Below are 14625 nucleotides of genomic sequence, written 5' to 3' on the forward strand. Positions count from 1 at the left end.
GGGCCGCCACCGGTCCGTACGTCGTCACCGAACCGATCCCGCCGATCCGAGTCGGGCCCGCACAGTCTCACATCCGGGACCTCAGCACGTCGAGGTCCACACCGGCGCCATAGCCGGCGAGGACATCGCCGAGGCGCTCCTCGTGTCCGAGCGTCAAGGTGGCGAGATCGAACAGGGCATCACCCTGGCCCGCCTCGGACCAGTCGATGATGCCCGTGATCTCGTCGCCGTCGGCGAACACGTGAGTGATCTGCAGGTCGCCGTGCGTGAACACCGGAGTGCGCTGCCGGAGCGCGGCCTCGGCGACCTGGCGGTTGCGGGTGACCAGGCCGGCGGGCAGGACGCCGTTCGTCACGAGCCGCTCGCACTCGCCGTCGAGGTCCGCCGCCAACTCGTCGAGGCCCCGGCCCGCCCGGCCGGGCCAGGGCGGCAACGGCGCGTCGTGCAACGTCCGGACGGCGGCACCCGCCGCGGCCCACGCCGTCGGCGACGCGGTCGACGGCTCGCCGAGCCGGCCCAGCGCCCTCCCCGGGACCGCGGCGATCGCGAGCACGGGCGGTTTGCGCCACAGGACCTCCGGGGTCGGCACCGGCGCCAGGGCCATCGCCTCGACCTCGACGTCGATGCGCGCCTGATCGGCGTCCACCTTCACGAACACATCGCCGACGTCAGAACGGCAGCACCTGACAGGTCCACCGGACGCTGTCACGCCCGTGGAGGTCGGCGCGCTCGCTGAGGTGGAACGTCTGCAGCCCCGCCCACTCGGCCCGCCTCGCCCCGGCCGTCATCGCCGAAGCGAACAACGACCAGGACGACACCTCCAGAGTGCTCGACGCACAGCCCATAGCGCTGGGTTATGGATTTCTGATGTCTCCCCGATGACCCGACGACGGCCGAATAGTTGTGGTGCCGCCCGCAACAACCCACACAGCCGGGTACTGCCCTGCCCGCAGTTCGACGCTGTCCGGGTCCCCACTCCCCCTCGCCCGTCCCCGGAGGCACCATGCGCTTTCCAGCCGTAACGAGACGCATGTCCCGCGCAGCTTCACTCGTGATCGTCCTGTGCGCCCTGCTCACCCTGGTCATCGGCCCCGCCCACCCCGCCCACGCGGACAACGGGAGCACCTCGGCGTGTGCGCTGCAGGGGACGACCGGATACACCGACGAGGGACAACAGACCGACTACACACGGTTCCAGAACCCGGTCGGCACCAAGCACGTGGCCGTGATCTACGTGGACTTCCGCGACGCCGCCGGCACCACCCTGCCCCTGACCCCCTACTACAACCAGTTGTCGGGCGCCGCCGACTGGATGTGGAACGCTTCCCACGGCAGGACATGGCTGGACCTGAACGCCCCGTACGGCAACTGGGTCCGGATGCCGAGGAACTCCACCGACTACGACTGGGAACGCGGATTCTCCTGGACCGCACACCAGACCTATGTGAAGGACGCCCTCACCGCTGCCGCCGACGCCGGCGTCGACCTGTCCCGGTACGACATGTTCTACATCGTGCCGACCAACACCGCGGCCGCGATCGGTCACTCCCCCGCCTTCGTCCAGGACCCGGCCCAGCCGACCCAGGTGTGGAACGGGGCGACCCGGAGCTGGGTGACGATCCACTGGGCGGTGACCTTCGGCCAGGACCTGTGGACCTGGGGCTACAAGGTCGCCGACCATGAGACCAGCCACACCTTCGGCCTGCCCGACCTCTACGCGTTCGGCGGCGATCAGAACCAGTACGTCGGCGGCTGGGACCTCATGGGCCTGATCCCGGGTCCGGCGCCGCAGTACTTCGGCTGGGAGGAGTGGAAGTTCGGCTGGATGACCGACTCCCAGGTGTCCTGCCTGTCCACGGCGAACACGTACTCCACGATCCTGAACGGGGTGGAATTCGGCGGCAGCGGCTACAAACTGGCGGTGATCAGGACCAGCGACACCACCGCCTACGTCGCCGAGTCCCGCAAGGCCGCGGGCAACGACGCCGGTGCCTGTGCCACCGGCGTCGTCATCTACAAGGTCGACACCTCGACCGCCACCGGCACCGGTCCGATCCGGGTGGTCACCAACCCCGATGCCGCCGCCCCCACCGGGAACTGCACCACGCTGGACATGCAGACCTGGAAGCCCGGCCAGTGGTTCGAGGACAGCACCGCCCGTGTCCGGATCTACGTCGACAGCTCCGACGCGTACGACGACACCGTCCGGACCTACAAGTGGTGACCGCATAGCGCGCGATGCCTGTGTTCGAAGGCGGTGTGGCCGGCACGTCGGGTGCCGGCCACACCGCCCCTGCGTCTCTCCTGCGCGTACCGGCAGGTGCCGGCAGCGCTTCGTGCCGCGGGAGCAGCGTTCATAACCCGATGTTCTGGGGATCCGGGAGCTGGCCGGGCGGGCCCGGTCCCGTACACCCTTGGCGCACGGCGCAGTGAAATGTCACATCACATAGGTCGCATCACATAGGAGACACCGTGAGAGCACGACGTTCCGGGATGGCCATGGCTGCCGCTGCCGCCCTCGGACTCGTCACCGTCGCCGGCTGCGGGGGAGCCGACGACGGCGACGGGCAGGGCGGGTCAGCGAGCAAGGGCGGCACGCTTCACGTGCTCTCCAGCCTCGACCTGGAGCACCTCGACCCGGCCCGTAACTACGTCACGTCCTCCGAGGACGTGGGCCGCCTCATCTACCGGACGCTGACGACGTACGCGGCGGCACCGGGGCAGGCCGGGGGAAGGATCGTGCCGGATCTGGCAACGGACACCGGCCGCCCGAGCGACGGGGCCCGCACCTGGACCTTCACGCTCAAGGCGGGGGTGAAGTTCGAGGACGGCCGGCCCATCACGAGCCGGGACATCAAGTACGGGGTCGAGCGGAGCTTCGCCGCGGAACTCCCCGAAGGGCCGCCGTACGCACGCATGTGGCTTGCAGGGGGCCGGAGTTACCACGGCCCCTACAAGGACAGGCACGGGCTCGCCTCGATCGGGACCCCGGACGACCGGACGATCGTCTTCAGGCTCAACCGGCCGGTGGCCGACTTCGGTTCCGCGGTGTCGCTGCCGGTCTTCGCCCCGGTTCCGCAGGACAAGGACACCGGGGTCCGCTACGACAGCAGGCCCTTCTCCTCCGGCCCCTACAAGATCGGGGACTTCGAACCCAAGAAGCAACTGACGCTGGTCCGCAACACCTACTGGAGCCCAGCCACCGACACCGTGCGCAAGGGGCTGCCGGACAGGATCGTGATCGATCTCAACCTCGACCCCGCCGTCGTCGACCAACGGCTCATCGCCGCCCAGGGGCAGGACGCGGACGCCGTCGCCTTCGAGCCGGTCGGCCCGGCCTCGGTCGGGCCGGTGATGGCCAACCCCGCGGTGCGCAGGCGACTGGTCACCGGTGGGTCGATCAACACGCGGTACCTGAGCATCAACACCCGGCACAAGCCGCTCGACGACGTCCGGGTGCGGCAGGCGATCGCCTACGCCCTGGACAAGGAAGCCCTGCGCACCGCCCGGGGCGGACCGATCGCGGGCCAACTCGCCACCACCCTGCTGCCGCCGTCCCTGCCCGGTGCCGTTCCCGACGATCCCTTCCCCAGCGCGGGCGGCAAGGGCGATCCGGCCAAGGCCAGGGCGCTGCTCGCCCAGGCAGGCCACACCTCGGGCCTCAACCTCACGCTCGACACCCCGGCCACCGCCGGCGGCCAGGCACAGGGCGAGGCCGTGCAGGCATCCCTGGCCAAGGCCGGGATCAAAGTAAAAATCGACGCGATCAGCTCGTCGGCGTTCTACAGCACGGTAGGGAACACCGCCCAGGAGCACGACCTGGTGATCGACGGCTGGACACCCGACTGGCCTGGCGCCTCCACCTACCTGCCCCTGGTGTTCGACGGCCGGCTGATCACCCCCGAGGGCAACAACAACCACGCCCAGTACGACTCCGCCGAGGTCAACGCCCGTATCGACGCGATCGCGCGGATGAAGGACACGGCGGCCGCCGCGACCGCCTACGGCTCACTCGCCCGGCAGATCATGCGGGAGGCTCCGGTCGTGCCGTTCCTGTGGGACAAGGCGGCGGTCCTGGTCGGCCCCCATGTCACGGGCGCCTACGGGCACATCGCCTACGTCGGCCGCCTGGACCTGGTCTCCCTGGGGCTGCGCAAGTGACCGCCACCCTCCCCGCCCCCATGCCCTCGTCGGACACGCCGCCTCGCGTCGGCCCGGACGAGACGTCCCTGCTGCGCCGGCTGCTGGCCCAGCGTTCCGCCACCGTGGCACTGGCGGTGGTCGTCCTCCTGGTGCTCATCGCCCTCGCGGCCCCGCTGATCGCCTGGGCCGCGGGCAGCTCGCCGACCGAGTTCCATTCCGAGGCGGTGGACCCGGCGCTCGGCGGACTGCCGCGCGGCACCGGTGGCGGTGTCAGCGCCCGGCACTGGCTGGGCGTCGAGCCCGGCAGCGGCCGGGACATTCTCGCCCGTGTCGTCTACGGCGCCCGGGTCTCGCTGCTGATCGCGCTGCTCGCCACCGCCGTGTCGGTGGCGCTCGGAACGGCGCTCGGACTGGCGGCGGGGTTCTTCGGCGGCTGGACCGACACCGTCGTCGGCAGGCTGATGGACCTGCTCATGTCCTTTCCCGCCCTCATCTTCATGATCGCGCTGATCTCCGCGGCGCCGGGCGTGAACCGGCAGTTGCTGCTGGTGGTCGTGCTCGGCTTCTTCGGCTGGCCGTACGTCGGGCGGATCGTGCGCGGGCAGGCGATGGTGCTGGCCCGCGGCGAGTTCGTGGCCGCGGCCCGCGTGCTGGGTGCCTCCAGACGCGCCCTGCTGGTGCGGGAGGTGCTGCCCAACCTCAGTGGGCCGGTCCTCGTGGTGGCGACCATGTCGATCCCCAGCTACGTCGCCACCGAGGCGGGCCTGTCCTTCCTCGGCGTCGGGGTGCGCCCGCCGACCCCCTCGTGGGGGCAGATGATCGCCGCCGCGGTGCCGTGGTACGCCGCCGACCCCGTCTACTTCCTCGTCCCGGGCGGCTTCCTGTTCGTCACCGTGCTCGCCTTCAACGTGCTGGGCGACGCGGTACGGGACGCGCTCGATCCCCGGAGCCGACGCCGATGATCCTCTACCTCCTGCGCCGACTGGCCGCGACGGCGCTGATCCTGCTGGTGATCTGCGCGGCCACCTTCGCCATCTTCTATCTGATGCCCGCCGACCCGGCCCAGGGCGCCTGCGGCAAGGCGTGCAGCCCGGAGCGCATCGCCGAGATCCGCACCACGCTCGGCCTGGACCACTCGGTGGTCGTGCAGTTCCGTGACTACCTCGCCGGCATCGTGGCCGGTCGTACGTACGGCACGGGTGCGCAGGCCGTGCACTGTCCCGCTCCGTGCCTGGGATTCAGCTTCCAGACCGACCAGCCCGTGTGGCTGATGCTCACCGACCGACTGCCGGTCAGCATCTCCATCGCCCTGGGCGCGGCGGTGGTGTGGCTGCTGGTCGGCGTCACGGCCGGGGTGATCTCCGCGCTGCGCCGCGGCAGCCTGTGGGACCGGGCGGCGATGGCGGCCGCGCTCGGCGGTGTCTCGCTGCCGGTGTACTTCACCGCCCTGGTGCTGCAGTACCTGCTCGTCGTCAAGCTGGGCCTGTTGCCCTATCCGCAGGCGACACCGCTGACCGCGGACCCGGTCGGCTGGGCCCAGTCCATGGTCATGCCGTGGATCACGCTGGCCATGCTCTACGCCGGCATCTACGCCCGGATCACCCGCGGTGAGATGCTCGACAGCCTCGGCCAGAACTACGTCCGCACCGCCCGCGCCAAGGGTCTGCCCGAGCCGACCGTGCTGCGCCGGCACGCGCTGCGGCCCGCGCTGATGCCCATCGTGACGATCTTCGGCATGGACCTCGGCGCGCTGCTCGGCGGCGCCCTCATCACCGAGTCGGTCTTCGGCCTGCCCGGCGTGGGAAAGCTCGCGGCCGACGCGATCAACAGCGCCGACCAGCCGGTGATCCTCGGGGTGACGCTGTTCGCCGCGGCGTTCGTCGTGATCGCCAACGTCGCGGTGGACCTGGTCTACGCGCTCCTGGACCCGAGAGTGAGGGCCGTGGGATGAGCCTGCTGACCGTACGAGACCTGACCGTGGACTTCGCGGGCGGCGTGCGCGCCGTCGACGGACTCGACCTGGACCTGGCCGCCGGGTCGGTGCTCGGCGTGGTGGGCGAGTCCGGCAGCGGCAAGTCCGTGACCAGCCTGGCCGTCATGGGTCTGCTGCCCGACGCCCGTGTCACGGGTGAAGTCCGCTTCGACGGACAGCAGTTGACCGGCCTGGGCGGGCGGGTGCTGCGCCGGCTGCGTGGCGACCGGATCGCGATGATCTTCCAGGATCCGCTGTCCTGCCTGAACCCCTACTACCCGGTGGGCTTCCAGATCGCCGAGGCCTACCGTGCCCACCGCCGGGCCGGGCGCCGCGAGGGACACCGGGTCGCGGTGCGGATGCTGGACCGGGTCGGCATCCCCGAGCCCGAACGGCGCGCCCGCGCCTACCCGCACGAGTTCTCCGGGGGCATGCGCCAGCGCGTGATGATCGCGATGGCCCTGTGCCTGGAGCCCGACCTGCTCATCGCCGACGAACCGACCACCGCGCTCGACGTGACCGTGCAGGCCCAGATCCTGGAACTGCTGCGGGAGCTACGGGAGCGGTCCGGCACCGCGATCATGCTCATCACCCACGACATGGGCGTCGTCGCCGGCCTGGCCGACGAGGTCGTCGTGATGTACGGCGGCCGTGCGGTCGAACGAGGCCCGGTCCGCGCGGTGTTCCACCATGCGCGCGACACCTACACCAAGGGTCTGCTCGCCTGCGTACCCCGCGTCGACGGGCCGGTGCCCGATCGCCTGCCCACCCTGTCGACGCCGGAGGTGACCGCGTGAACGCGCCCCTGCTCGAAGCACACGACCTGGTCAAGCGGTTCCCGGTACGGCACGGGCTGACCCGGCGGCTCGCCGGGCACGTCAGGGCGGTCGACGGGGTGTCGCTGCGGGTGGACGCGGGGGAAACGCTGGGGCTGGTCGGCGAGTCCGGCTGCGGCAAGTCCACCGTCGCCCGGCTGCTGACCCGGCTCGTCGAACCCACCTCGGGCACGATCAGCGTGGCCGGACGCGAACTCACCACACTGGACGAGCCGTTGCTGCGGCCCGTGCGCCGTGACCTGCAGATGATCTTCCAGGACCCGTTCTCCTCTCTGAACCCCCGCCAGACCGTCCGGCAGATCCTGACGGCGCCGTACCGCTACCAGGGGCTGACTCCCGACGAGCCGGTGGAGGAACTGCTGGAGCGGGTGGGCCTGCGGCCGGAGCACGCCGCCCGCTATCCCCACGAGTTCTCCGGCGGCCAGGCGCAGCGCATCGGGATCGCCCGGGCGCTGGCACTGCGGCCGAAACTGGTGGTGTGCGACGAGCCCGTCTCGGCGCTCGACGTGTCGGTCCAGGCGCAGATCCTCAACCTGCTCAAGGACCTGCAGCAGGAGTACGGGCTCGCCTACGTGTTCATCGCGCACGACCTCGGCGCCGTGCGTCAGATCAGCACCCGCGTCGCCGTGATGTACCTGGGCACGGTCGTGGAGACGGCCGACCGCGACACGCTCTACGGCAGCGCCGCGCACCCGTACACCCACGCCCTGCTCTCCGCCGTACCCCTGCCCGACCCGGACGCCGAACGCACCCGCGAGCGGATCGTTCTCCACGGCGACCTGCCCAGCCCCCTCGATCCCCCCAGCGGCTGTCCGTTCCGCACCCGTTGCCCGAGAGCGGCCGGCCGCTGCGCCTCCGAACGGCCCGCGCTCGGCCCGATCGCCCCGGGCCACGAGGTCGCCTGCCACTACCCCGAGCCGCTGACCGGGCGGATGTCCACGCCGCGTTCCGGGTCGTCCGCCGAGGAAAGGACCTCATGAGCCGCACCCACCGCCTGCCCGGCCTCGCCGTCACCGACCACACCTTCACCGTGCCGCTCGACCACGCCGACCCGGCGGGAGGCTCGATCCAGGTGTTCGCCCGGGAAGTGTCCGACCCGGCCCGCGCCGGCGAGCGCCTGCCCTGGCTGTTGTACCTGCAGGGCGGGCCGGGCGGAAAGGCGCCGCGGCCCCTGAACGCCACCGCCGGCTGGCTCGCCCGGGCCCTGAGGACCCACCGGGTGCTCCTGCTGGACCAGCGCGGCACGGGGCGCAGCACCCCGGTCACGGCCCGGTCCGCCGGGCGGATCTCCGATGCCCGGCAACTGGCGGACCGTCTCGCCCTCTTCCGCGCGGACTCGATCGTCGCCGACGCGGAGCTGATCCGGCACCGGCTGTGCGGCGACGAGCCATGGGAGACGCTCGGCCAGAGCTACGGCGGCTTCCTCACCCTCACCTACCTATCCCGGGCCCCTCAAGGACTGCGTGCCTGCTACATCACCGGCGGCCTCCCCGGCCTGTACGCCACCGCCGACGACGTCTACGCGGCCACCTGTTCCAAGGTCAGGGAGAAGGTCACCGCCTTCTACGCCCGTTACCCCGGCGACCGGGAGCTGGTCCGGCGGATCGCCGGTCTCCTCGACCGCCGCACGGTCCACCTGCCCGACGGCGACCGTCTCACCGTGCGGCGGCTGCGCACCCTCGGCCTGATGCTGGGCATGGGGGACGGAGCCGAGCGCCTGCACTGGCTGCTGGACGAATCCGTCGGCACCGACGGCGACCTCTCGGCGACCTTTCTGCAGCAGGTGATGAACCTGACGGGGTTCGTCGACAACCCCCTGTTCGCCGTGCTCCAGGAATCCATCTTCGCGCAGGGCGGCAAGCCCACCGACTGGGCCGCCGCCCGGGCGCTCGCCGACCGCCCGGAGTTCGGTGAGGACGCCGACCCGCTGCTGTTCACGGGCGAGATGTTCTGTCCCTGGATGTTCGAGGAGATCGCCGGGCTACGGCCGTTCCGCGACGCGGTCCGGCTGCTGGCCGAGCGAGCCGACTGGCCCGCGCTGTACGCACCGTCGCGGCTCGCGGCCAACCAGGTGCCGGTGGCCGCCGTGATCTACCACGACGACATGTACGTACCCGCGGAGCTGTCGCTGGCCACCGCGTGCTCGGTCGGCGCGCTGCGCGCCTGGGTCACCAACGAGTGGGAGCACGACGGGGTGACCGCGTCCGGCGAAGGCGTGCTGTCCCGGCTGATGGACATGGCCGTCGACCGGGCCTGACGTCCTCCCCCACGCCCACCTGCTGACGTCCTTCCCCCAACCCGAAGGAGAGAAGAGGAGACATGTCCGGATCCATCAAGAGTCTCAGAGCCCTTGCCGCGGGCGCCGCGGCGACGGCCCTGCTGTCGCTCACCGCCGCCGCCCCGACCGCGACCGCGGCGCCGGCGCACAGCGCCACTCCCGCCACCGACTGCGCCCTCCCCGGCCGGACCGGCTGGACGGACGAGGGTCACGCCACCGACTACACCCAGTTCCAGCGGCCCCTGGGCACCAAGCACGTGCTCATGCTGTTCGTCGACTTCCCCGACGCCCAGGCCTCCGGTTCCACGTCCGCCTACTACCGGGAACTGGCCCCGGCCGGCGACTGGATGGAGCGGGACTCCTACGGCCGCACCTCTGTGGACATCACCCCGCTGACCCGTTGGGTCCGGATGCCGCAGGACTCCACCAGCTACGGCTTCCAACGCGGGATCACCTTCGAGCAGCACGAGGCGTACGTCCGGCAGGCGGTGGCCGCGGCAGATCCGTACGTGGACTTCTCCCGGTACGACATGGTCTACATCGTCCCGGCCAAGTCCGCCTCCGCGATCAGCTTCTCACCGACGTACCTGTACGATCCCACCACCGCGGGCGTCACCGCCGACGGAAGCCGTGTGAAGTGGGCGGTGACATTCGGGCAGGACATGTGGCACTGGGGCTTCAAGGTCGCCGACCACGAGACCAGCCACACCTTCGGCCTGCCCGACCTCTACGCGTTCACCGGCACCGACTACCACCGCTTCGTGCGCGGCTGGGACCTCATGGGCAATATCGCCGGCGCCGCCCCGCAGCACCTGGGCTGGGAGCGGTGGAAGTTCGGCTGGATCGACGACAGCCAGGTCGCCTGTCTCCCCTCGGCCGGAAGCCGCACCGTCCTCCTCAAGGCCGTCGAAAGCCCCGGCGGAACGAAGATCGCGGTGATCCGTACGGGCGAGACCACCGCTTACGTCGCCGAGTCCCGCAGGGCCGTCGGCGCGGACAGCAACGCCTGTTCCACCGGCGTGCTCATCTACAAGGTGGACTCCGCCACCCAGACCGGCTACGGCCCGGTCCAGGTCATGAACGGCAACCCCGACGCCACCCCGCCCTCCGGCTGTCAGTCCCTGGACATGGCGGCCTACCACACCGGGCAGTCCTTCACCGACCCCGACACCGGCGTACGGATCGACGTGGATGGCAGCACTCCGCTTCACGATCGGATCACGATGACCAAGCGGTGATTCCCCACCGGTCACAACGCCTCGCAACAGCCGGGGAGAACGGGCGGGCGGTGGCTCACTCCGGGAGGCGCAGCAGGTCCGGATGGCGACCGCGCCATCGTGTGTAGGCCGGGGTGTCGCCGCAGGTGGCGAGATATCCCTCGGTGACCCTCCGGACGATCTCGTCGCCGTGTGCTGCCAGCGGTCCGTCATGGCGCCAGGCGAGCACGTGGCGGTACCAGAGCGGATTGCCGGCGAGCGGCCGCACGGCGACGCCGGGCACCTCGATGAAGGTCGCCTGGCAGAGGCTGACGGCCAGGCCCGTCCGTACGATGTCGATCAGCTGCCGGCCTTCCGCCTCGTAGGGCGTGCACGGCTGTCGGCCCATCCGGGCGAAGACGGACGCCCAGTACTCCCGCGTGCGGTCGCTGTCCGGGTGGGGCATGGCCCAGTCGTCCGCGATGAGTTCCTTCAGGCTCACCTCTTCACGGACGGCCAGCGGGTGGGTGGACGGCAGCAGGGCGAAGACCGGTTCGGTGACGACCGGCTGCAGGACCACGCCTTCGCGGGGCGGGAGCTCGTGGCCGGGGTTGTCGCCGAGGACCGCCGCTTCCAGGCGTCCCGCCGCGAGGTCGTCCAGCAGCGGCGACGGGGAGTACTGGCATCGGGTCGTCACGTCCGAGCCCGGGATCAACTCCCTTGTGGTCACGATGAGATCGGCGAGCAGTGGCCCGCCCACCGCTCCCAGCCGGACGCGGCCGGGGGCGCTTCCGCAGCGGGCGGCGCGGGCGGTGTCGGCCAGCAGGCCGTCGATGCCCGGCAGGATGGCACGCGCCCGGGTGAGCACCAGCTCGCCCAGCGCGGTGGGTTCGGCACCGGTCTGCCCGCGGGCGAAGATCGGCCCGCCCAGCATGGCCTCGATGCGCCGCAACTGGGCGCTGAGCCCGGGCTGGGTCATGCGCAGCGTCGCGGCCGCGCGGGTCAGACTTCCAGCCTCCGCGATCGCGCAGATCACTCGCAAATGCCGCACCTCCAGATCCATGGCGCGGATGGTAAGGAGCGGCACGCGCTTTCCGGCAGGGGTCGGGACATCACAGTCCCATATGAAATGTCACACGTGATCTGGTACCGATCCGCCACCGCCCGAACCCTTGGCAGGGCACTGTGCAATGTGAAATATTACTGCTCGTGCCCACGAGAGATTCCTCGGACGTCATCGTCGTCGGGGCGGGAATGGTCGGTGCGGCCTGCGCCTACTACGCCGCCCGCGGCGGTCTCTCGGTGACCGTGGTCGACCGCGGCGCCGTCGCCGGCGGAACCACCGGCGCAGGAGAGGGGAACCTCCTGGTCTCCGACAAGGAACCCGGACCCGAACTCGAACTCGCCCTGCTGTCCGCCCGGTTGTGGCGGGAGCTGACCGCGTCCCTTCCGCCGCAGATCGAGTACGAGGCCAAGGGCGGCTTGGTCGTCGCCTCCGACGCCGCGGGGATGGACGTCCTGCGGGACTTCGCGACCCGACAGCACAAGGCCGGAGTCGAGGCGGAGGAGATCCCCTGCGACCGGCTCGGCGACCTGGAGCCGCACCTCGCCCCCACCCTGGCGGGCGGCTTCCACTACCCCCAGGACGCCCAGGTCCAGCCCGCGCTGGCCGCGGCTCACCTGCTGCGTGCCTCAGGTGCCCGGATCCGCCTCGGCGAGGAGGTCACGCAGCTCCTGACCGGGGCGGACGGCGAGGTGACCGGCGTGCGGACGGCCACCGGCACCCTCCACGCCCCGCAGGTGGTGAACGCGGCCGGCGCATGGGGCGGCGAACTGGCCCGACGCGCCGGTCTCGACCTGCCCGTCCTGCCCCGCCGCGGCTTCGTCCTCGTCACCGAACCCCTGCCGCGCGTGGTGCGCCACAAGGTGTACGCGGCGGACTACGTCGCCGACGTGGCGAGCGGGTCGGCCGCCCTCCAGACCTCGGCCGTGGTGGAGGGAACCCCGGCGGGCCCGGTGCTGATCGGCGCCAGCCGCGAGCGGGTGGGCTTCGACCGCACCCTGTCCATCGAGGTGCTGCGCCGCCTCGCCGCCCAGGCCACCGCGCTGTTCCCCGTGCTGGCCGGGGTACGGGCGATACGGACCTACGCCGGCTTCCGCCCCTACCTCCCCGACCACCTGCCGGCGATCGGCACCGATCCACGCAGGCCAGGACTGCTGCACGCCTGCGGTCACGAAGGCGCGGGCATCGGACTGGCTCCGGCCACCGGACTGCTCATCGCCCAGCTCCTGACCGGGAAGCAACCCGCTGTGGACGTCGGCCCGTTCAGCCCCGGCCGCTTCACATCCGTCTGCTGACCCGTCCGCTCTTCGACTCCTCGTAAGGAGGCCGCCGTGGCCCGTACCCCCGGTGACCTGGTCGGGGCACGCCCCGGCACACCGTTCGAGATCACCGTCGACGGCCGCACCGTCACCGCGCTGCCCGGACAGTCCCTCGCGGCCGCCCTGTGGGGGGCCGGGATTCTCGCCTGGCGCACCACGCGGAACGGCCGCCCACGCGGTGCCTTCTGCGGCATCGGGCAGTGCTACGACTGCCTGGCCACCGTCAACGGCGAGCCCAACAGAAGAGCCTGCCTGCTGCCCGCGCGTCCCGGTGACGCGATCACCACCCAGGAGGGACACGGCCATGCCGGACTCGGCGTCTGAACCGTACGACCTGGCCGTGGTCGGCGCGGGCAACGCCGGACTCGCCGGTGCCGTCGCCGCGTCGGAACGGGGCTTGTCCGTCGCCGTGCTGGATGCCTCGGGACAGCTCGGCGGCCAGTTCTACCGGCACCCGGCCCCGGCCCTCGGCGCCGTACGGCCGCAGGCCCTGCATCACGACTGGGCCGCCTTCGACGGCCTGCGCCGACGAATGGAGGCGAGCGACATCGCACCGCTCCTCGGGCATCACGTGTGGAGCGTGGTGAGGGAGAGCGGGGAGCAGTGGACGGTGCACGCCGTCACGGGCGCCGACGGCGAGGACGAGCGCCCGGTACGGGTGCGGGCCCGCGCGCTCCTGCTGGCAACCGGTGCGTACGAGCGGCACCTGCCCTTTCCCGGCTGGACGGTGCCCGGGGTGGTGGGTGCCGGGGGCGCCCAGGCGATGCTCAAATCCGGGCTCGTGCTGCCGGGGAAACGGATCGTGGTCGCGGGCAGCGGGCCGCTGCTGCTCGCCGTGGCCTCCTCGCTGACCGCGGCCGGGGCGCGCGTACCCGCCGTCGTGGAGGCGTCCGGCTATCTCGGGTATGCCCGCCGTCCGTATGCCCTCGCCGCCAATCCGCGCAAGCTCGCCGAGGCCGCGGTCCACGGTTCGGCCTTGCTGCGCCACCGCGTGCGGTTGCGTACCCGCAGCGCGGTCACCGAGGTGCACGGCACCGACCGGGTGGAGGCCGTGACCGTCTCCCGCGTCGATCCGCGGTGGCGACCGGTACCGGGAACGGGGCAGCGCATCGCGTGCGACGCGCTGGCCGTCGGACACGGGCTGGTCCCGCAGATCGACCTGGCCACGAGCCTCGGCTGCGCGACCCGGCGAACCCCCGACGCGACCACGGCCCTCGTGCTGGACGACCTGCAGCAGACCTCGGTCCCCGGCATCTGGGCAGCGGGCGAGGCCGGCGGCATCGGAGGTGCACAACTGGCCCGAGCTGAAGGGGAGTTGGCGGGCATCTCGGTCGCCGCCCGGCTGCACGGCAGACCGTCTCTCACCGAGCACGGGCGAGTCCGCGCCCTGCGCCGTCACCGCGACCGGATGCGCGCCTTCGCCGACGCCATGGCAGCCGCGCACACCCCCGGCCCCGGCTGGAGCGAGTGGCTGACGGACGACACGGACGTGTGCCGCTGCGAGGAGGTGACCGCCGGCCGCATCCGGGAGGCGGTCGCCGACTTCGGCGCCCGCGACGCCCGTACAGCGAAGCTCCTCACCCGAGCGGGCATGGGCTGGTGCCAGGGCCGCATGTGCGGGACCGCCGTGGCCTGCCTCGCGGCACGCGGCGACGCCGACGGCACGGTGCCGCCGTCCACCGAGCGCCGGCCGCTCGCCGTACCGGTGCCGCTCGCCGCACTCGCCGCGCTCGAAGAGCCCGACGAGCCCGGCGAGCCCGGCGAGCCCGGCGAGCCCCGCGAGCCCGGCGAGCCCCGCGACTGAATCCCCACATGACT

At 71.7% G+C, this 14625-nt stretch carries 13 protein-coding genes; 11 read left to right on the plus strand and 2 right to left on the minus strand.

Annotated elements, in window-relative coordinates; all coding sequences use genetic code 11:
- Nucleotides 1-67 precede the first annotated feature (67 nt).
- On the minus strand, nucleotides 68-646 hold the full coding sequence (locus ACWC2T_RS35855; RefSeq protein ID WP_450674519.1) for an aminoglycoside phosphotransferase family protein: 579 nt from the start codon (nucleotides 644-646) through the stop codon (nucleotides 68-70).
- Between the two features lie 384 nt (nucleotides 647-1030).
- Here ACWC2T_RS35855 and ACWC2T_RS35860 point away from each other — a divergent pair, with 384 nt between their 5' ends.
- The 8 genes from ACWC2T_RS35860 to ACWC2T_RS35895 all read left to right on the plus strand — a co-directional run bounded on the left by ACWC2T_RS35860 (nucleotide 1031) and on the right by ACWC2T_RS35895 (nucleotide 10467).
- Nucleotides 1031-2224: a M6 family metalloprotease domain-containing protein gene (locus ACWC2T_RS35860; RefSeq protein WP_450674520.1), complete on the plus strand. Its 1194-nt coding sequence runs from the start codon at nucleotides 1031-1033 to the stop codon at nucleotides 2222-2224.
- 248 nt (nucleotides 2225-2472) lie between these two features.
- Complete coding sequence (locus ACWC2T_RS35865; RefSeq protein WP_450674521.1) at nucleotides 2473-4161, plus strand: ABC transporter substrate-binding protein; 1689 nt, start codon at nucleotides 2473-2475, stop codon at nucleotides 4159-4161.
- 20 nt (nucleotides 4162-4181) lie between these two features.
- Nucleotides 4182-5105, plus strand: coding sequence for an ABC transporter permease (locus tag ACWC2T_RS35870; protein WP_450674522.1), 924 nt, complete (start codon nucleotides 4182-4184; stop codon nucleotides 5103-5105).
- On the plus strand, nucleotides 5102-6094 hold the full coding sequence (locus ACWC2T_RS35875; RefSeq protein ID WP_450674523.1) for an ABC transporter permease: 993 nt from the start codon (nucleotides 5102-5104) through the stop codon (nucleotides 6092-6094). Before ACWC2T_RS35870 ends, ACWC2T_RS35875 begins: the two co-directional genes overlap by 4 nt.
- Nucleotides 6091-6912, plus strand: coding sequence for an ABC transporter ATP-binding protein (locus ACWC2T_RS35880; protein WP_450674524.1), 822 nt, complete (start codon nucleotides 6091-6093; stop codon nucleotides 6910-6912). The genes ACWC2T_RS35875 and ACWC2T_RS35880 overlap by 4 nt, the downstream gene beginning before the upstream one ends.
- Entirely contained in the window at nucleotides 6909-7931 is a 1023-nt protein-coding gene (locus ACWC2T_RS35885; protein ID WP_450674525.1) for an ABC transporter ATP-binding protein, read from the plus strand. The genes ACWC2T_RS35880 and ACWC2T_RS35885 overlap by 4 nt, the downstream gene beginning before the upstream one ends.
- Nucleotides 7928-9208, plus strand: a complete 1281-nt coding sequence (locus ACWC2T_RS35890) for an alpha/beta fold hydrolase (protein WP_450674526.1) — start codon at nucleotides 7928-7930, stop codon at nucleotides 9206-9208. The genes ACWC2T_RS35885 and ACWC2T_RS35890 overlap by 4 nt, the downstream gene beginning before the upstream one ends.
- 62 nt (nucleotides 9209-9270) lie before the next feature.
- Nucleotides 9271-10467, plus strand: coding sequence for a M6 family metalloprotease domain-containing protein (locus tag ACWC2T_RS35895; protein ID WP_450674527.1), 1197 nt, complete (start codon nucleotides 9271-9273; stop codon nucleotides 10465-10467).
- Nucleotides 10468-10522: 55 nt separating this feature from the next.
- Here ACWC2T_RS35895 and ACWC2T_RS35900 read toward each other — a convergent pair whose 3' ends face one another.
- Nucleotides 10523-11488, minus strand: a complete 966-nt coding sequence (locus tag ACWC2T_RS35900; protein WP_450674528.1) for a LysR family transcriptional regulator — start codon at nucleotides 11486-11488, stop codon at nucleotides 10523-10525.
- A gap of 146 nt (nucleotides 11489-11634) precedes the next feature.
- Here ACWC2T_RS35900 and ACWC2T_RS35905 point away from each other — a divergent pair, with 146 nt between their 5' ends.
- Genes ACWC2T_RS35905 through ACWC2T_RS35915 form a run of 3 tightly spaced genes read left to right on the plus strand, consistent with a single transcriptional unit; the run spans nucleotide 11635 to nucleotide 14611 of the window.
- Nucleotides 11635-12783 (plus strand): NAD(P)/FAD-dependent oxidoreductase, encoded by a 1149-nt coding sequence (locus ACWC2T_RS35905; RefSeq protein WP_450674529.1) that lies wholly within the window; start codon nucleotides 11635-11637, stop codon nucleotides 12781-12783.
- A gap of 36 nt (nucleotides 12784-12819) precedes the next feature.
- On the plus strand, nucleotides 12820-13131 hold the full coding sequence (locus ACWC2T_RS35910; protein WP_450674530.1) for a (2Fe-2S)-binding protein: 312 nt from the start codon (nucleotides 12820-12822) through the stop codon (nucleotides 13129-13131).
- Nucleotides 13112-14611, plus strand: a complete 1500-nt coding sequence (locus tag ACWC2T_RS35915; protein WP_450674531.1) for an FAD-dependent oxidoreductase — start codon at nucleotides 13112-13114, stop codon at nucleotides 14609-14611. The genes ACWC2T_RS35910 and ACWC2T_RS35915 overlap by 20 nt, the downstream gene beginning before the upstream one ends.
- Nucleotides 14612-14625: the final 14 nt, after the last annotated feature.

Source organism: Streptomyces sp. NPDC001393 (assembly GCF_053597455.1).